The following is a 19109-nucleotide window of genomic DNA, read 5'->3' on the forward strand; positions in this document are numbered from 1 at the left end:
ACTCTTTTTTAACGTTTCTTTGGATTTTACTCATTTTATGCTAATTTGGGGATATTTACAAAACCGGGATGCTCCCATCACCTTGTAGCGATGTCGCTAAAATTGGTTGCTTGGTATGCAGTAGAAAAGTAATTGCTTTCATCCCTTTGTCTCCCGATCGAAATAACGGAAATGCTCTTGATTAACTTCTTTACCCTTCGAGTCATGCAGCGTACACTGAACGTGACCTCGCCCTCGATTTCTTACACTGCCAACTCGTCGCAGTGCTAATGTACTTACGGCTAATAGTGCTAGCATATCTGCTGTTGGTTTCTCTTCAAAGAATAGTTTTGCAGTGAAACACAAATCTCTCACGATAACTCTACTTGAACGTAAACTATGTTCCACAGGTGCGCCATCTTCCGGGTTAATAGAAGTCTGGCGGCGAATGGTAGTAAGGGAAGAGAGAACATCTGATTCTGTTAGCCTTCTTTCCTGACCTCTGCGTTCTCTCTCCTTTTCCTGCTCAAGTTGAATACCTACTTCCCTTCGCAAGTTTGAGGGTAAACAAGCATCACCAACGTGCATTTTGGAGATAGTGCCAAGGTTACTACCAGGTATGCCAAATAAATGCTCTGCTGCTTCTATCCAACGGGAATGCGGAGGATCGGAAAGGACATCAATCAAGTTATCGCACTCCTCACTTAACAACCCTTTAAGAGTCCGTCCTCGTAAGTAGGGAAATCCGCTCGAATCGTGTTCTACTTCTTGGTCAATTAAACCTGCAACTCCATCACCACGCCCAAAGGTAGTGTCACTGAGTAGTAACATTTTCAGATAATAAGTGTCCATCAGTTTTCTCCTTTAGTGGCACATGAAATTCCATCGCTTCAATGGCATCAAAATAGCCACAAATTCTCTCATTTTTTCTGGGATCGTCAATCCAGCCACATTGATAGAAGTCATCATTTCTTGCTTTGGCTTCGGGAAACGGAGGTAAATAGTTCTTATCCAAACCGTAAACCTGTAAAAATTGCTTGGTTTTTTGTGTACCTTGGCGTAGCTGCTCTCGCAATGCTATTACTTTATTTCGACTACCAGCCCAATCTGGATGCGTGTTAAATTTATGCACTACTTGAGAAAAATTATCCCAATTTCGCCATTCACGATCGGACTGCAAGTATAGAGGTCGCATGGTAAGATTACCTTCTGCTACTTGATATTCTCGTTTGCGGATTTCACCGATCGAGCCTAACAATCCACTAGCAGCAATATGCCAATCTATTGCAGAGAAATCCGATATTCTCGATATTCTTAATCGTTCTTTCTCGTCACGCATAAATTTTTTAGCGTTGCTGCACAGTGCCTCGCTTAATTGATAAGCTCTGGCAAATGGATAATGAGTTTTGACAATTGCTATTCCTGCACAGGCGGTTAAATCTTTTCCATCGGGAATATTTTCCTTTTCAGCTTCAAATTCCTTGAGGTAGAGTGCAGCTAAAGTTAATCCCAAACGTCCATCACACACAAATGTGACATCATCACCGCCATAAACTATTGGACGAAAGGGTAAATATTTTTTACCATCTCTTTCTGTAATTGCAAATTGCTCCTGTAATTCCCCCTCTGCTAATTGGATAACTCTAGCCGCAACCTTTCGGAGAGCATTTATTCCTGCTTGATTAACTTTCTCAGAAAGGTCACGCATACGAATAACATAATCCCGATCCGATTGAGATTTACTGCCATATTCTTTGAAGCGATCGCCCATTCCATTCCCATCAGCATGAACGATCGCCATGTAACTACTTCTTCCCTCGGTGCGACCTAAATCGTCAACATCATAGGGAACTATGTAATCACCTAGTTCTAATCCTTCAAAGATAGTCTTTATTAGCTGTTTATTTGCTGGTGCATAATTTTGAGAGTCAACAGCACGCAGTTTTTCCACGATTTCTCTCGAAACTGGATAACTGGTGGGAACGCCGTAGCGATCGCTACTATCTACTGCTACTAATCCAGTGGAAAGACAGCTAGCAGTTGACCCTAAACCCAGCAAAGGGACAGAAGCGTTGTATTCGCGTTTTTTTCGTTCTAATTCCTTGATTAGACTATCAATAACTGTCCATAAGTTATTTCCCCATTCAAAGGGTTGACTGTGAGCAACTACAATTTTTAAGCCTGGTGCTTCTCGCAATACTTTTTCGCTGAGAGTTTTAGTAAAAGCGATCGCACTTTCTTTATCTTTGAACAAAAGAACTGCGTTACCACCTCCCGTATAGACTAATTCAGCATCAAGATTATCTTTGTCAATCTGTTTTTCTGGTTGAGTGCGAGGGATATACAAATTTTCTCCAAATCTTTGACGCAAAGCCCACTTAACCCATTCATCAGTTGCTCGATCGACTAAATACGATCCACCAATATTTTCCCGCAAGCGGTTGCTGCCGAAGATGTATGGCTGTATTCCCGTTGTATCAATTACAGTTGCAATATATTTACTCATGGCGCATAGTAACGGTTAATTTCGTCAATCCAGTTCTTAATATGAACATGAAGGTTATCAAGCTCCTTGCAGCCAAAAACAGCAATTTTTGGGTCTTTCTTATCTACTTCAGTCTCAACTTTCATTTCTTTTTCTAAATCTTTTGGGTTGTTGTAGCAACAGACTAAAGCCACTCGCGCTTGATCTCCGCCTAATTGACGCGCTCTGATATAGGCTTCAAATAGTTTTGATTTGCAGAGTCCTTTGCTAGCATCGGTGGTACAAGATAAGGCAAACAGTTGGTAATCTTTGACGAAGGCAACATCAAACTCAAATTTTTCTTTTTTCGCATCTTTGACTTTAAATGACATTCCGCTATCATTTATCAAACCAGGATGATTTTTAGAAATTTCCTCGACTTGATGTAATACATAATGCTCCAACCAAAGACCATCAAGCCATCGACAGGCATCTTTCGATTTCTCCAAGTAAGGCTTTTCGTTTTCATCAGATTGGTTATAGGCTTCAGCAATTTCCTTAGATATTTCAGCCATTTTATTGAGCGATAATTCGCTTTCATATTCACCCAAATACTTGCCATGCACCAAAAGTTTAATTACTTTTTCTATGTGTGGTTTATCCTCTGGAACCCATAAAGCATTGTAAAAATTGCCAAGCTCTTTTACTGTTTTAAAATTTTCTTGTTGAAAAGCTTCTAAAAGCGACTTGCTCTCTTCCGGTTGCTTGAGAAACTCCTGCAAGGCTTCATTCAATTTCTGAAGAGCAAAATCTGGTTTTAAAGTAACTTTATCTATCAGGTCGTCCTTCTTCCATTCCCATTCAGGCGGTTTGTTTTGCTTTTTCTTCAGTATTTTTGTAGCAGGTTTTAGTACGTTATCGCACCACCAGCGCCATGCTATTACTAAACTCGGATCGGTATGTAGTTTCGCAAACTCTATCGCTAATTCATGGAGAATTGGCTCGGAAACTGGTTTTTGCTCTGATTCCCAACGTAAATCATGCAAGTCAAAGATTTCTTGGAGTGAAAGTTTGATAGGAACTGTTTCTGCTTTAGGAGAGTAGTTTTCCCTATCTATTAGCATTTGTAAACTTCGAGCGTCAAGATAGCTAAACTTGGCATCGGGAACTCCTGAAGCTTCAAACAAAGCACGATAACTATGAACAGACATTGCTTTAGTTCCACCTGTATAATTCAAACCAAAAGTAAAAGTAGTGTTTGGATAAATATCCAAGATTTTTTTTACACGAGTTTGAATTTTTTTTCTAATTACACTAGAGTCAGCCTCACTTTTACCTAGCGAAATAAATTCATCAAAGTTGATAGGTGCCAACATTCTCTCAAGACAATCTGCTTTACCCGCGGTGTCTGTGCTGTGTACCAAGTGAACAGTCCCACCTTGTTTGTCACCGTCTTTCTCTTTGAGCAACATTTTTGCCGCAATGTAGTTAGGTAGTGGGTTCTCGCCAACGAGCAAGAACAAATGATCGACTTTGTAATCTGTTTCGGATGTACTCATATCGTGTTGTTGAACTCCACTGGATATAAATTTAAGTCAACGGAATACTTTGCGGGCTGCTTTCACGATCGTACATTCCGATCGCACTCCCCTGCCACAAAAGCTAACTTATCCGTGTCTCCCCTATTATGACATCCTATCGGAAACACCCCCTTCCGATCGCCCTTACGCTAAAAAAGCCAAAAAAACACAACACAAATCCCCAAACCCACCATGAACCCAACCTTTCGCAATCCCCCGAAACCCAGACTCCTAGAGGATTTCGCCAACGGAACACTTGACCAAATACAGAATCTCACCCGCGCCATCAGGTTGTGGGTTTTGGTAAGTTGGCTGTACAGCGACGAGGGATATATTGCCCTTGACAATCCCTTTACCTATGCTGATTGGCGCGAATCTTTCTTCGGCAAAAATTACAAAGATGAAAAGCACGAAGATATTATCAACTATTCAGACCCCAATTGTGCTTGCAACAAAACAACGCAACAGTGGCTGATAAAATACAATGCCTCTGTCAAAGAGTGGCGACAATCTTTGCGAAAACAAATAGCTATTACCGATGCCGATTTAGACAAGCTCTTGGCAGAAAAGTTATTCGCTCAGGTACGCAAATCCCTGCAAAATGACTTCGATTTATTGGTGAGTCGGAATTTGCTCCAACGGTTAACGAGTGTGACTGGTAGAAGTAAAAAATACCTCCGAGTTGGCACAATACCGCCCATTTTTAGTCAAACAGAAAACCTCAATCCTGACAGCTATTTGACTCAAAAAGCACAGGCTTATGTCGCTGCTACTTTGGGGATGGTTAGTTTTCTAGACCCGAGTTTACCCGTATTAGCAGAACATTTTTCCGAAGAGGTAGTTGATGAAGATAACCACCGCGTCTTTTTGTACGTTGATTATCTCGTACCCGAATCTAGTCCCCTGCAAGATGCTGTCGATCAATTTCAGAGCGAATTGCAGGAAATGTGGGATTCTCAAAATATCGCTCCTTTGCTATTAACTTATCGCAGCGCTCATCAAAATCAGATTAAAGAGTGCGTTGTTTATCCTGTTTGCATTTACTTTATGGATCGAGCTAAATATTTGTGTGCCTACGGCAGCACCCCCAGAGGTGAAATTCATTGGTACAAATATCGGCTCGATCGCATAATTTCAAAACGTCTAGAATCCTTGGATTGGCAAGATTCTCGGGTTCCGCAATTACTCAAGGAAAAATATCAGGAAAATAACCTGCCAACTCCCAAAACAGTTAACGATATGTTAAAGGAAGCTTGGGGCTGCGATTTTTATAAGCAAACTGCGCTGATGGTATTGCGGTTCGATCGCACTTTTCATCAAAGTTATATGCAAGGAATCAGCATTCACCATACCTGTAGCGCCATAGATATCGATCGCGCCGCCACATTAATCAAACAATATACTCCCAACCCAGAACATCGATCGGCACTTTTACAAATCCTCCAGTCTCGCCCAACCGACGATGCTTACTACCAAGTCACTTACCGAGTTACAGACTACTACCCGCTGAGGTGGTTGCGAGCTCTGGGTTCAGAAGTCGAAATTCTACTACCTTGGGACTTGCGACAGAAAATGGCCGTAGAAATCCAAAAAACTCGGAACTTGTACCAATAGTTTTTTGCTCGATAATTATCAAACCTATTGTGGAAAACTTACCGATTTCTGTGGAAAACCCCCCTTTTCCTGTGGAAAACTAGCACTAAATTAAGTGCGATCGCTTTAACCTGATTGATAGGATTTAAAAAATTCGAGGAATTGCGGTAAGTAAAAATACTTTTCCGATTCTTCAATTAATCCGTGTATCCGTGTCAAAATCACTGGTTGTGCCTTCCCTTCAGCTAGGATTTAAAAAATTCGAGGAATTGCGCTAAGTAAAAATACTTTCCCGATTCTTCAATTAATCCGTGTATCCGTGTCAAAATCACTGGTTGTGCCTTCATTTTTCAGCATCGTAAGTAATTTCGTCGGAATGGTAAGCTGGTGGCTCAACGTGAATCAAGATGCGTACAGGGCTGAAACGTTCTTCCAAACGGGCTTCTACTTCTTCTGTAATCCGGTGAGCTGTTTCTACATCGACAGCATCGACAATCATGTGCATATCAATAAATACTTGACGCCCTACAACGCCGCGGGAGGCGATCGAGTGACAGTTGACAACCCCCGGTACATCGATCGCGATCGCATGAATAACTTCCGGTGCGATCGCCATTTCATCCACCAACCAAGGCAGATTTTCCCTTAAAACCTTCCAACCGCTGCTAAATACTAAAACAGCCACGGGAAAAGACAAAAACACGTCCAGAGATTGCAATTGAGGTATATTCCAAACCTGCCCTTGCCAAACTCCAATCAACCCCGCGATGACCATAATTGTCACCCAAACATCGCTCATCGTGTGCTGAGCGTCAGCCACTAAAATCGCGCTACCGAGACGTTTGCCAACACTGCGCTCGTAAAAAGTGACAAAAATATTAATCCCCAGTACGAGTAGCAATATCCACAGTTCATTTGGGGATATTTTGACAACTGTGCCACCTTTGAGCAACCTTTCAACAGCGCCGCTGAGAATTTCAAAACAGGCAATTCCCAGAAAAACAGCAATTCCCAGAGCTCCGAGAGCGTCAAATTTCTGGTGTCCGTAGGGATGATCGCGATCGGGCTGCGGATTGGCATAATGATTAGTTACCAATCCTAAAATATTATTAGCGCTGTCCGTGACGCTGTGCAAAGCATCTGCCAGCAAACTCAGGGAACCAGTAAGCCATCCCACGGCTGCTTTAATTGCCATCACCAGCAAATTTAGCAATAAAGTAATTATTAAAACCTTGCGGATTTCGGAACGGTTATCAGCTACCATAAAATCTCCTCTATCTGCCGTCAAGTTTTCTGGTTTCTAGTTTAAAGCTTATCAAGTCATAAAAGGTTAAAAGTATTGCGGAATCTAGCTTGCGACTAGATTTATATTCATTAATTTAGCCTCGCTTCTTGAGACAAATTTTAATTAATAGCATTCTCGCAGTCCAATTGAGCTGCAATGTACTTCTTTTGGGTTACTATATCTTTTATCATTAACAATAGTATGTTAAATTTCATTGCCCATGTCTCTTTCTCCGCTGACACTGAATTTAGTCGAGGGCTCTGTCTCCTTTAGCTTTTCCCCGCAAGCCGCGCGGGATTTGCAAAGCGAAATTGCAGCTTTGATGGAAAGCTTGAAAGCTGTAGCAGCCAAAACCGCTGGCGCTAAAGCTTCTCCCCAAAAACCGATGGAATATCGGTATGCAGGAGATGTATTTTTGGAAGTTTTCTGCAACCCGAATATCTGGCCAACTCCTTTTGCTGCAAAAGTGCTGATTACTGTTAGGGACGATCGCGTGCGCGTCACCACCGAAGCCGAACTCAGCCGCCTGCGCGACGATCTCGCTCAGTATATCGAACAAGTCGGTTGAGATTCTCAACCTGAAGCCCGCCCGTTTGTCAAGGTTAAATTCCCATTAGAATCATTGGGGTTTTGGCTTCAGTAGGGTGCGTCAGCTAGGGTTCTTTTGTCGATAATTCAGAGACTCTCTTCTGACGCACCCTCTGACTAATTGGCTTAGTAAGGTGCGTCAGCTAAGTTTCTTTTATCAGTAATTGAGAGAATCTCTTCTGACGCACCCTACGACTAATTTCTAATTGCTACTTTTAATTTTTTTTCAGGGGATAGCTATCTGCTGGCGACGCCGACCATTCCCACATTGAACCTGCATAATTCTTAGCATTAAATCCATAATTTGTCAAGACACAAGTCAACCATGCAGAGCGAATTCCCCCACTACAATAAGTTACAATCTGAGTTGAAAGGGAAACTCCTTTCTGCTGCAAAATAGCCCCAATTTGCTCACAAGTCAGCAGTTGTCCGCGCCGATCCATTAACTGTTTGTAGTAAAGGTGAACCGCACCGGGAATGTGGCCGCCCCGCTTTTCTCCGTAAGGCGTTTTACCTGCATATTCTCGCGGCTCTCTGGCGTCGATAATGACTAAATTATCATTGCCTAAAATAGCTTTTAAATCATCCTGTTTAATTTCCCAATTCTGGCGGCGAGATATTACAAAATCTCCGGTTTTCGGTGGATTGTTTGCAGCTTTTACTTGAGAAATTCCAGTTTTGATTAAAGCTCGATATCCTCCATCCACAAAAACAGCTTTTTCGTGTCCCAAAGTCCGCAGCATCCAAACCATTCGCCCGTCTTCGCCCCACCCTTTCACCGAATCGGCAACGACTATGACAGGTTTGTCTTGACAAATGCCAATTGCTTGCAGTTTTTGAGTTAAAACTGTCTTATTTTCCAGAATTTTTCCCTTTTGGGGAAAGTGCGATCGCGAAAATTCCTGCCAAGTTACCGGAACAGCTTTCGGGAGGCGGCAAAACCACTTTAAAATGGGTGCGCGAGCATCTAGCAGAGTAGCTCCTTCTTCCAGCAATTGCTTAGCTAAATCTGCGTTTACTATCCAGTTATTTGCTAAATTACCCAGTAAATTAGACATAATTTATTGAGCAACTTTGGCTGTATTAGCACCGCAGGCTAAAATCCCTTTGGTATTAGTTGGAGGAGCTGGTTTAATCTTGCCAGGAGCAGCATTTAGACACAAAATTGTTTGGGTCTTGTTTCCCACCAAAAAGACTCCCCCCACAAAACTTTTGAGATTAGCTTGCTTCGATACTCCGTAGTTAAATACAGCACCTTTTTTCACCATGCCGATCGAGTAGCTATAATTGGCTGCGTCAGGTTTAATTTGGAGACCCATATAAACCAATAGATTGGAAACAGAATTTGTAAAGCCTGCTTTTTCAGCATAGTAAACTTGCTGAGCTTTATTCATCGAAACCACAAATTTTTTGGCTTCTGATTCCTTAGCTTTAAGCGTTTGTGACACTTGAGCTTTCGAGACTGGACTGAAAACAACTGGCAGAGTTAGAGCTGCGATCGCAACTTTTATCTGCCAGTTGCGGCTGCTAGAAATCATGCTTAATTTCACAGATAATAGGTGGAATGAGCGGTTGAGCAACATACAATCAAACCAATTGTTTCGCTTGAAACTGTTTCAACGCCCCAGGAGCAACCGTGCCGTGTTCTGTGATTATTCCCGATATTAACTCCGCCGGAGTTACGTCAAAAGCGGGATTGTAAAATTCGACTCCCACAGGACAAATTCGCGTAGTTCCAACTTGATACATTTCAACTGGATCGCGTTCTTCAATGGGAATTTTGCTGCCGTCTGAAAGTTCAAAATCAATTGTCGAAAGAGGCGCGGCGACAAAGAAGGGAACGTTGTGAGCTTTGGCAACAATTGCTAAACTGTAAGTGCCAATTTTATTAGCTGCGTCGCCGTTAGCAGCGATTCTGTCTGCACCGACAACTACTGCGTGAATCATGCCGAGTTTCATGCAGTGAGCGGCCATATTGTCGGCTATTAATGTGACGGGAATTCCTTCTTGCACGCATTCCCAAGTTGTCAGTTTTGCACCTTGGAGACGGGGACGAGTTTCGTCTGCAAAAACTCTTCCGAGTCTTCCTTCTCGCCAAGCAGAACGAAATACACCTAAAGCAGTTCCGTAGCCTGCTGTAGCTAAGGCACCGGCGTTGCAGTGAGTTAGTAAGTTCAATTTTTCGGGTGTTGCTGGCAGAACTTCCAAGCCTTTGTCGCCGATATCTTTACAAGTTTGTAAATCTTCTGCTTGAATGGTTTTAGCCATTTCTAACAAAGTTTTTTGGATTTGTTCGACGGAACCGCTAGTTCGATCGGCTGTTTTGAGCATTCGCGATATCGCCCAAAACAAATTTACCGCAGTAGGACGAGTCGATCGCAATAACTCACCAACTTGTTCTAGTTTAGCGAGAAATTCGGTGCGATCGCCCGTTTCGATTTCCCTCGCACCCAAATACATCCCGTAAGCTGCTGCTACCCCGATCGCCGGAGCACCTCGGACTATCATAGTTTTAATCGCTTCAGCCATATCTTGAGAGTGGCTAATTTCGACTACACCGTATTCTTTCGGCAATCGGTTTTGGTCAATTAGCAGAACTCGGTCTTCGATCCAGGTGACGGGGGAAACCGGGGAGTTTTGAGCAGTCATCAATTTCAATTATGTGAGGGACAAGTTTATATGATGCCATGAAGGCGACTATTCCTCTATGTTATGAGGGTTTACGAATATTTGCACTGGGAATCCGAGTTTCGGGTGAGTCCGCCCAGAAGCGGATTGGAATGCTTTCGTAACTATCGGCCTACATTGCGCTTCATTCGATCGAGTTCTTCCTCAGCTTCCCAGTGTTGAAACTTTTCTTCTAAAGGATCTGCCGCATTAAAACTGCTATAATTTGAACTCTGATTCCAACCCTTTGTATCCCAATTCTGCTCTGTTTTAGTAGCTGTTTTGGTAGCATTGTGAATTGCTGCTTCCGCTGCTTTTGCTCGGACTTCCTTTCGCCGCACCTGAATTTGGCGGTACAGTTCTTTTGCTTTTTCTATCCGTTCTTTGCAGCCTTGCATTTGCCCCCAGCGCTGATTTCCCTGACGCAGCAAAGTTGCTTGTCGCTCTTGGGCTGCTTGGGCGAGGTCAAGCCTTTGAGCGGCTTTGGCTTTGTTCGCTCGATCGTTCCAGCGCTGAATTTCTTGGGCTGCGGAGAGAATTTCTGCTTGCAGTTTTTTCTCTTGTTTCTGGATATCGAGAATCAGTCGCAGGGTGTCTTCTTCTTGTTCCTTCAGTTGTTCCTCTATTGCCTGCAATTCCAGATGGGGATTGCTGCGCAAAAATTCTTCTAATCTAGTTTCTAGAAAGCGGCTGAAATCATCAAATAAGCCCATTTTTTATAAGTCCTCAGTCATCAGTTATGAGTCATTAGTCATTGGTCATTAGTTATTAGTCATTGGTTTTTCGTCACTGGAGATCGATTGGTCATTAATTGTTAGTTATAGCGGAAGAAAGTTCGGCAACGAATTGGGGAACCGATTTAACGGATAGAAGCAAGAAGTAATAAGAGCAATGGTTTCAGCAATTAAGAACCTCTTGGCTGTTCCTATATTATAACTGTTTGCACTGCTCGTGATATACAGCCCGATCGCTGCCCATTACCGATTACCAATGATATAACTCATAACTAATGACTAAGGACTGATGACTGATGACTGATTAGAATTTCTGCCCGACAAAAACCGATCGCACATCTCCTCCCTTGCGGATAACTGCTTCTTGATTTTTGATTTCTGCCAGCGTCCAACCGCTGGCGCCGATGCTTTCGCCCACATAAATTCTGCGGGCTACGCCGTCTACTTCAAATAAAGCGGCCGATCGATCGCCCAATTCCAAAATGCCTACCAGCGTGTGCGCGGAAGTCGGCGCGCTGCTGACGGCCGGTGCGGATTGCTGGGGCGCGGGCGCGGATTGCTCAGCGGAGGGCGCTGGTGCCAGTTCGGTTTCGCGAGCCAAAATCTTCGGCTGGGGAGACTCCGAAGGGGAAGGGGAACCGGCGATCGCGCGACCGGCGGCGGCGATCGCACGACCGGAGGCTGGAGCAGCCTGCAAGGGGGAAACTGTGGCGGTTTCAGGAGCAGCCGGAGCCACAGTCACCTGAGCGGGGGGAGGGATGACTACGACTTGGGGTGCAGGTGCTCCCGGCTGCGCGCTGGCTTGTTCTAGGGCATCAGCGATGCGGTTGACTGCTGTCGAAAGACCTGCGGTTGCCGGCGGCGCGCCGGAAATTGAAATGCTCGGCAACGTCCCAGGGGTGGCGACTCCCGGAACTCCCGCAACTTGGGGGTTTGCCTGGGGTGCTTTTTTTTGCTCTATCGCTTCTAGCGAGCGCTGCACGTATTCGACAAACGGGGTGTCTGGTGCTGTTTTTACGCTGGCTACCGGCGTCTCTGGTGCGGGGGCGGCGGGCAAGCGCACCAGTCCCGACCTGCTTGCCAGCCACAACCCCATGACTAGCAGCAGAGACCCAAATGCTGCTCCCAGCAGGATTCTGTCGAAAGATTGTTTGGACTGCTGTTTTTGGGTTGTTTCTAGGGCGACTTGGCGGGCGATCGCTTCTACATCTTTTTCGGCTGGCTGCGGCTGGGGCGCCAACTGCGACAAAACTATTTGAGGTACCGAGATCGACTTGAGCGCCACGAATTCTGGCGCTACCGGCTCGGCTGGCAGTCCGCCGCTGCCGTCGAATGCTCGATCGACTCCTTCAAACAGTTCGTCCATCAACCGATCGGCGTAGGACTCTACTGCCACGGCTTCGGCTGGCACTGTTTCCACCGTCGCCTTCACGGCGATCGGATCGGACGCTGATGATTCCAAAGACATCTGTTTGGCGATTACTTTTTGAGGCATAGTTTTCTGTTTGCTCCCGCTCCTCGACAACCCTGAGATTTTCAACTATCAGACTTCTACAGGATACTTGTGATGTTGACCAATTCTTGGCTCAGAACAGGTCAATTGTATCTCACCCATCACCATATTTTTAGTCTTCGGCCAACTTACTTTGCCCGATCGACTTTTTTTTACCTGTTTTGGGCTTTTTCGGCTGCCAGTCTTACTTGCTTACCCTGACTTTTACCGCATATTCTACTGCTTTTGTCAACCCCACCCTCCGGGCCTTCACAGTTTTTGACACACAGCTTTACTTGACGTTCTCGCAAAAAAAGCGGGTTTTTTGTCGCTGTTTCCGATCGCATTGCAGCTTAGGCAAGGATTTTAGACTTTTATCCGTCTTAAGTTTTTGGTCAGTTTGCTTGACAATAACAAGCAGCAGATTTTATAACTTTATTAATAGTACCATAGCTTCATCACAATTAGGTAATAAATTGTCAAAGGTTGCAAAATCGTCGGCTAAATAAGAATTATTCCTAATATTTTTTTTACATTTTTTTACAACATTATTTGTAATATAAAAATAAAAAAAATCCTTAAATTAAATATAAGTTTAACTTATAAATAGGAACGCGCGAGCCAATTTTTACAGAAAATAGCAAACTCTAAATTTGCCTAATTCAGCGCAGCAAGAAAATTGTCATTGCTGGAGCTTGACAGAGGATAAAAGCTGAGGGGAATATCCAGCGAAACTTGCTCCACCTCCCAACGGCGAGTTCCGGCTTTCGCCTTAAAAATACAGGTTGGACGATCGCTCCGAATTGAGCGATAATAAATGTACATACATTAGGTAAGGCAATATCTCATGGTTAACGTTATCCGAGGCGATGTAGATAAACCAGAGTCATCTAGAAGGCTAGCTGAGTTCTTTGAGAAGAGAGCTGATATCGATGGCAACTTATATCTAGGATACCCAATCATCGGAACCTCTCAGGGCGGCTATCAGATAGATGCTCTTTTGGTATCCAGAGAGCAGGGTGTTGTTATTTTCAACATTGTGGAAGGAACGGACACTACCCTAAACATAGAAGAAGCACAAGATGAGAGCATAAATAAAATTCAATCTAAACTACTTCAACATAAATTTCTTACTAACAAAAGATTATTGATGGTGGAAATTGGTGTTGTAACATTTGCACCAGCTTGGAAAATTAAACCCAATAATATTTCTTTGAATGATTATCCCATCATAACTAATGAATCAGAACTAGAAAAGTATTTGAAGGAACAAACTTGGAAATCCAGTGAATATTTTGAGAAGCTTAACTCAGTAATACAAGCTATGACTTCCATAAGAAAAAGGAAGCAGCGTAGCTATGTTCAGCAAGAAAACTCTAGGGGTGCAAAACTACATAAACTAGAAGAATCTATAGCCAACTTAGATAGAAATCAGAGTGCTGCTGTAATTGAAACAGTGGAAGGTGTACAGAGAATTAGAGGTCTTGCTGGTTCAGGTAAAACCATAGTTTTAGCCCTTAAAGCTGCATATCTACACGCCAAACATCCCGATTGGAATATTGCTATCACTTTTAATACCCGCTCACTGAAAGGTCAACTTAAACAGCTTATTAATACTTTTACTATTGAACATATAAGCGAAGAGCCTGACTGGGATAAAATCAAAATTATTCATGCTTGGGGAAGTCCATCAATAGAAGGAATCTATTATGAATTTTGCAAAAAACACAACATTGAATATAGAGATTTAAATTCCGCAAAAACGATTGCAAAATATGGTCAAGAATTTGATAAAGTTTGTGAAGAAGCTCTCAACTCAATTAAAACTTCTCAGCGCTATTATGATGCCATATTAATTGATGAAGCTCAGGATTTCTCTCAACATTTTCTGCAACTTTGTTATGGGATTTTAAAATATCCAAAAAGAATGGTTTATGCTTATGATGAGCTTCAAAATCTCAATAAAAAGACAATGGAATCACCGGAAGTCATCTTTGGAAAAGATGCTCACGGTAAACCAGTGGTTCAACTTCAGAACAAACCAGGGGAGCCAAAACAAGATATTATTTTAGAAAAATGCTACAGAAATTCTCGTCCCATCCTAACTTCTGCACACGCTTTAGGTTTTGGTATATATAGAAAAGAAGGATTAATCCAGATGTTTGAATCTGCTGGATTATGGACAGACATTGGTTATGAAGTAGAGGCTGGAAGTCTTGAAGATGGAAAATTTGTCAAGCTTTCTAGAACTAACAATACCAGTCCCAAGTTCCTCGAATCTCATTCATCTATTGAAGACTTAATCATGTTAAAATCTTTTGATAGTAACCAAACACAAATTGAATGGTTAACAAATGAAATTGAGAAGAATCTGAAGGAAGATGAGTTGAAATGTGACGATATAATGGTTATCCACTCTAATCCACCGACAACTAGAGAGGCTGTTGGAGACGCTAGAGCTTTACTATTTGAAAAGGGGATTAACTCTAACCTTGCTGGAGTAACAACTTCACCCGATGATTTTTTTCGTGAAGAAACTATTATTTTTACGAGTATCAATAGAGCCAAAGGAAATGAAGCTGCAATGATCTATGTAATCAATGCTCAAGAATGCTTCTCAGGCTTAGAACTTGCTAGGAAAAGGAATATCTTATTTACTGCGATGACAAGAAGCAAAGCTTGGATAAGAGTATTAGGTTATGGTGAAAATATGAGAGGTTTAGTAGAAGAATTTGAGAAGATTAAGGGTGGAAACTTTGTTCTTGAATTCACTTATCCTACAGAAGAAGAACGTAAAAAAATGAACCTTATTAATAGAGAGATTAACCCAAAGGGACGCGGTATTATAGCTAAGTCACGTAGTAGCATAAAAGAGTTAATTGAAGCTCTTGAGAAAGGTGACATCCAGAAAGAAGACTTACCCCCAGAGTTAGTAAATCAACTCAAAGAAAAGCTGTAAGAATCTTGAACATACCCAGCAACTAATCTAAAACTCTTAACCTGCATAAAGTAAAATCTAATTTATGAATAAGTTTAATGACTAGCCATCAAGAGATTTTCAAAGAAATTAAGGAAATCACTCAAAAATTAATATTAATTGGTTTATCGGATAAACAAAATTTTCCTTCATCTACACAGACTGGTAAAGGTAGTTATAAAATCGCATATTCTGGAATGCAGGATCTCTCAATAGTATTGAAAAATGTTGATTACAAAGAGATGTATGAGGAATTAGATAGAAATGACAACTATAATATCAAAATGATTGATGGTGCGTTAATCCAGTTGATGTATACTTATGAAAATTCTAGTTTAATTTCACATAGATTAGCCTTTTTTCCATCACCATTTTTAGAAAACTTTCAGAACGATCCGGAGATTTATGAAAATGACGAAATATATGCAGACATAATAGCAAAAAATATATTGCCAGTACCAATTAGATTTGATTACGATCCACACAACCATCAAGAATTAGATCACCCGAAATCTCATCTAACTCTCGGACAATTCAAAAATTGTAGAATACCTGTTTGCTCTCCCATAGCACCCAGTACATTCATATCTTTTATTCTTCGTAGTTTTTACAACACCGCATTTAAAAAATTCACAGATCAACTTACATTTTCCAGTAAGCTTTTTGATAAAACTATAACCCCCGCAGAGAAAAAGTTATTGCACATAGCTCTTGAATGACCAAACGATCTAAAATCTGGTTGCATCGGAATGATTAAACCGCAGAGGCCGCAGAGTCAGAGAAGAGAGAGATGAATAATTCCGATACCAAGAATTATTCTGTCTTCTTCCTTCTTCCTTCTCTCCTAACCCACCCGTTCCGCCAATTCCAACCAGCGCTCAGTCGCCCGATCGATCTCCTGCGTCAACTGAGCCAAACGATCCGATAACTTCTTCATCTCTGCAAACCCGCTGGGAGCATTGTTAGACAAAATCTTCTCAATGTCTTCTTTTTCAGCTTCCATCTTCGGAATTTGACTTTCTAATTGTTCGTATTCCCGCTTCTCATTGAAGGAAACTTTGGTAGTTTTTTGAGTGGAAATTGTGGATTTTGAATTATTAGATTCAACGGTGCGGGTAAGTTTTTCTTTTTCTTTTTGCCCTTTGATTTCCTTGGCTTCTTCGGCTTTCTTGTAGTCTAAATACACCGAATAATTGCCGGGATACAAGCGCAAATTGCCGCCCGGTTCCAAGGCGAAAACCATGTCGATCGTGCGATCGAGAAAATAGCGATCGTGGGACACCACAATCACGCAGCCGTTAAAATCTTCGAGATAATCCTCCAAAACCGCCAAAGTCTGCACGTCCAGGTCGTTTGTCGGTTCGTCCAAAATCAGCACGTTCGGCGCACTCATCAGCACTTTCAACAGAAATAATCGGCGCTTTTCCCCGCCCGAAAGTTTGCTAATTGGTGAATACTGTTGGTTGGGCGGAAACAGAAACTTTTCCAACATTTGAGAAGCGGTAATGATTTCCCCGTCGGCGGTTTGCACCAACTCCGCCACACTTTTAAGGTATTCAATGACTCGCTGGTCTTCATTGGGTGTCAAATCCTCTGAATGCTGGTCGAAATAACCGATATGAATGGTTGTCCCAATTTCGACAGTACCCGAATCCGGCTGAATGCGTCCGGTGATGATATCCATCAGCGTCGATTTTCCCGCACCGTTGCTACCAATAATTCCAATCCGGTCTTCGGGTGTGAAATTGTAGGTAAAATCTTTAATTAAAGTGCGATCGCCGTAAGCTTTATTGATATGCAGTAACTCAATCACCTTCTTACCAATCCTGCGGCCCGCTGTAGCAATCTCGACTTTGCCATTGGCTGTTTTAAACTCTTCTGCTCGCATATCTTTAATGCGATCGATCCGAGCTTTTTGCTTGGTACTGCGTGCCTTCGGCCCCTTCTTGAGCCATTCCAACTCGCGCCGTAATACTCCCGAAAATTTGCGCTGAGTGCTGGCGGCTGATTCTTCAGCTAGGGCTTTTTTCTCCAAGTAATAAGCGTAATTTCCAGCATAATTGTAAAGGTCGCCGCGATCGATCTCCAGGATGCGATTGGTAACGCGATCGAGAAAATAACGATCGTGCGTAATCAGCAGCAAAGCACCGCGATAGCCGTTCAAATAGTTCTGCAACCACTCCACAGACAGCGCATCCAAGTGGTTTGTCGGTTCATCCATCAGCAAGACATCGGGCTCGGACAACAAAGCCGTTGCTAAGGCAATTCGCTTGCGGTAGCCGCCGGACAAATCGGCAATTTTCGCATCAAAATCCTCAATTCCCAACTTAGTCAAAATCAATTTAGCCTTGGTTTCCAAATCCCACGCATCCACCTCATCAATGCGTTCAGATACCGCCGACAAACGCGCCATCAACTTGTCTGTATCGCCTTTTCCGTGGGACAGTTGATCGGAAATTTCCTCATATTCCCGCACCAAAGCCATTTGTTCGCCGCTGTCGGCAAATACTTGCTCTAAAACCGTGTGATTTTCGTCTAAATCCGGCTGTTGCGGGAGATACACAATTGTAGACCCTGGATTGACCCAGCGATCGCCAGAGTCGATCAACTCCATACCGGCAATCATTTTCAGCAGGGTGGATTTCCCGGAACCGTTGGTGCCGATGAGTCCGACTTTATCGCCTTCATCGAGGCTGAAGCTGGCATCTGTCAAGAGTTCCTTGATGCCGAAGTCTTTTTTGATCGATCGCAGAGTAAAAATAGTCATCTGTATAGAAAGTCATTTACCTAACTTCACTTTAGTGTAGCATGGTGTTACGTGTATTAATTGCATTATTTCGGAATCGTATTGCGTCTTGTACCGCATCTTCGATCTAACTATAAGTTAGAGCTAAATTTTGAGCGATCGTTATTTTATGTTTTCTATTCCGATTCAATTATCATCTCAGGTTTCCAGTGATGAATTTAGATGAAAGAAAACTAGCAGTTAGGCATTTTTACGAGCTGTTTTGCGAAGCGAACGCTGTGACTTCTTTTTACGAGACAGTAGTCCACAATAAATGCCCTGACGTTTGCCCAATCTATCAAAAAATTGCCAGTCTTAAATTGTTAGCAATCTCTGTTTCTTCAGGTTTCGATTGTATAGAAATTGAGAGAATACAGCAGAATATCCCTCAAACTGTTACTGATGCTTTCGACCGTCACTTCTGGTATTCCCAGTGGACTCTTAGTGAATTATCTCTCGTAAAAATTCCGATTGCTGAACAAGACACATTTTTTTTGTTTGTTGTAGGGTTGTGTGATGATGGTTGGGAAAACAATGCTAGGTTTATCGAAATCTTTGCCCAACAAGGCGAGTTTATCGGCGCAACAGATTTGTACTGCGATCGAGCAGTGAAATGGAGAGAAAAAAAATTCACAAATCAGGACTATAGAGACATTAGAGGCGAGGCTCCTCCTCCTTGGTCGGGAGATGTTCCTAACGATGTTACCTACCACGAATCCTTATCGTCAGCAGAAATACTCGAAGAGAATCTATCTTGCTTGTCCTTCGAGACTGTGTACTACCAGGAACCTTTATGGTCTGAAGAAATGCTCTGGCTATTGGCTAGAGAAATTGAGAATCAAGGGGGATTTATTCGTTATGTTCTTCCCGATAAAACTTACGGTATTTAATGGGTGCATCTCACTTTGGCAAATATATCAAATTGAAAGTTGACCGTTGAGGTAAGCACAGCGAAGAGAAAGGAT

Annotated in this window: 15 protein-coding genes; 5 read left to right on the forward strand and 10 right to left on the reverse strand. The window is 42.6% G+C overall.

Annotation, left to right across the window (positions count from 1 at the left end; all coding sequences use genetic code 11):
• Positions 1-138 precede the first annotated feature (138 nt).
• From QUB70_RS26380 to QUB70_RS26390, 3 genes are read right to left on the reverse strand one after another with little or no spacing between them, the layout of a single operon-like run.
• Positions 139-810, reverse strand: a complete 672-nt coding sequence (locus QUB70_RS26380) for an RAMP superfamily CRISPR-associated protein (RefSeq protein ID WP_332984443.1) — start codon at positions 808-810, stop codon at positions 139-141.
• The gene (locus QUB70_RS26385) at positions 794-2485 is read right to left on the reverse strand and encodes a Cas10/Cmr2 second palm domain-containing protein (RefSeq protein ID WP_332984444.1); all 1692 of its coding nucleotides are present in this window, start codon (positions 2483-2485) and stop codon (positions 794-796) included. The genes QUB70_RS26380 and QUB70_RS26385 overlap by 17 nt, the downstream gene beginning before the upstream one ends.
• A complete protein-coding gene (locus tag QUB70_RS26390; protein ID WP_332984445.1) occupies positions 2482-4002 on the reverse strand; it encodes a Card1-like endonuclease domain-containing protein in 1521 nt (506 codons plus the stop codon). The genes QUB70_RS26385 and QUB70_RS26390 overlap by 4 nt, the downstream gene beginning before the upstream one ends.
• 213 nt (positions 4003-4215) lie before the next feature.
• On the opposite strand from QUB70_RS26390, the gene QUB70_RS26395 reads away from it, so the two are divergent.
• Positions 4216-5637, forward strand: coding sequence for a TIGR03985 family CRISPR-associated protein (locus QUB70_RS26395; protein ID WP_332984446.1), 1422 nt, complete (start codon positions 4216-4218; stop codon positions 5635-5637).
• A 322-nt stretch (positions 5638-5959) separates the two neighbouring features.
• On the opposite strand, the gene QUB70_RS26400 is transcribed toward QUB70_RS26395, so the two are convergent.
• Positions 5960-6880 carry a cation diffusion facilitator family transporter gene (locus QUB70_RS26400; protein ID WP_332984447.1) on the reverse strand — a complete coding sequence of 307 codons (921 nt, stop codon included), beginning with the start codon at positions 6878-6880 and terminating at the stop codon, positions 5960-5962.
• 241 nt (positions 6881-7121) lie between these two features.
• Here QUB70_RS26400 and QUB70_RS26405 point away from each other — a divergent pair, with 241 nt between their 5' ends.
• Complete coding sequence (locus tag QUB70_RS26405) at positions 7122-7469, forward strand: hypothetical protein (protein ID WP_015174783.1); 348 nt, start codon at positions 7122-7124, stop codon at positions 7467-7469.
• A 235-nt stretch (positions 7470-7704) separates the two neighbouring features.
• On the opposite strand, the gene QUB70_RS26410 is transcribed toward QUB70_RS26405, so the two are convergent.
• The 5 genes from QUB70_RS26410 to QUB70_RS26430 form a co-directional block, all read right to left on the reverse strand.
• Entirely contained in the window at positions 7705-8547 is an 843-nt protein-coding gene (locus QUB70_RS26410; protein WP_332984448.1) for a sulfurtransferase, read from the reverse strand.
• A 3-nt stretch (positions 8548-8550) separates the two neighbouring features.
• A complete protein-coding gene (locus QUB70_RS26415) occupies positions 8551-9027 on the reverse strand; it encodes a type IV pilin-like G/H family protein (RefSeq protein WP_332984449.1) in 477 nt (158 codons plus the stop codon).
• 49 nt (positions 9028-9076) lie between these two features.
• Positions 9077-10138: an S-methyl-5-thioribose-1-phosphate isomerase gene (gene mtnA / locus QUB70_RS26420; protein WP_332984450.1), complete on the reverse strand. Its 1062-nt coding sequence runs from the start codon at positions 10136-10138 to the stop codon at positions 9077-9079.
• Positions 10139-10281: 143 nt separating this feature from the next.
• The gene (locus QUB70_RS26425) at positions 10282-10869 is read right to left on the reverse strand and encodes a TIGR04376 family protein (protein ID WP_332984451.1); all 588 of its coding nucleotides are present in this window, start codon (positions 10867-10869) and stop codon (positions 10282-10284) included.
• Between the two features lie 325 nt (positions 10870-11194).
• Complete coding sequence (locus tag QUB70_RS26430) at positions 11195-12385, reverse strand: hypothetical protein (protein ID WP_332984452.1); 1191 nt, start codon at positions 12383-12385, stop codon at positions 11195-11197.
• A gap of 844 nt (positions 12386-13229) precedes the next feature.
• On the opposite strand from QUB70_RS26430, the gene QUB70_RS26435 reads away from it, so the two are divergent.
• Positions 13230-15341, forward strand: a complete 2112-nt coding sequence (locus QUB70_RS26435; protein WP_332984453.1) for a DEAD/DEAH box helicase — start codon at positions 13230-13232, stop codon at positions 15339-15341.
• A 77-nt stretch (positions 15342-15418) separates the two neighbouring features.
• Positions 15419-16078 (forward strand): DUF2290 domain-containing protein, encoded by a 660-nt coding sequence (locus QUB70_RS26440; protein ID WP_332984454.1) that lies wholly within the window; start codon positions 15419-15421, stop codon positions 16076-16078.
• Positions 16079-16203: 125 nt separating this feature from the next.
• Here the strand turns inward: QUB70_RS26440 and QUB70_RS26445 are convergent, their stop codons facing one another.
• A complete protein-coding gene (locus QUB70_RS26445) occupies positions 16204-18126 on the reverse strand; it encodes an ABC-F family ATP-binding cassette domain-containing protein (protein ID WP_332984455.1) in 1923 nt (640 codons plus the stop codon).
• A gap of 191 nt (positions 18127-18317) precedes the next feature.
• Between QUB70_RS26445 and QUB70_RS26450 the strand changes: the two genes are divergently transcribed.
• Positions 18318-19034, forward strand: coding sequence for a hypothetical protein (locus tag QUB70_RS26450; protein WP_332984456.1), 717 nt, complete (start codon positions 18318-18320; stop codon positions 19032-19034).
• Positions 19035-19109: the final 75 nt, after the last annotated feature.

Origin of the sequence: Microcoleus sp. A003_D6, assembly GCF_036702825.1 — a bacterium.
Classification (GTDB): Bacteria; Cyanobacteriota; Cyanobacteriia; order Cyanobacteriales; family Microcoleaceae; genus Microcoleus.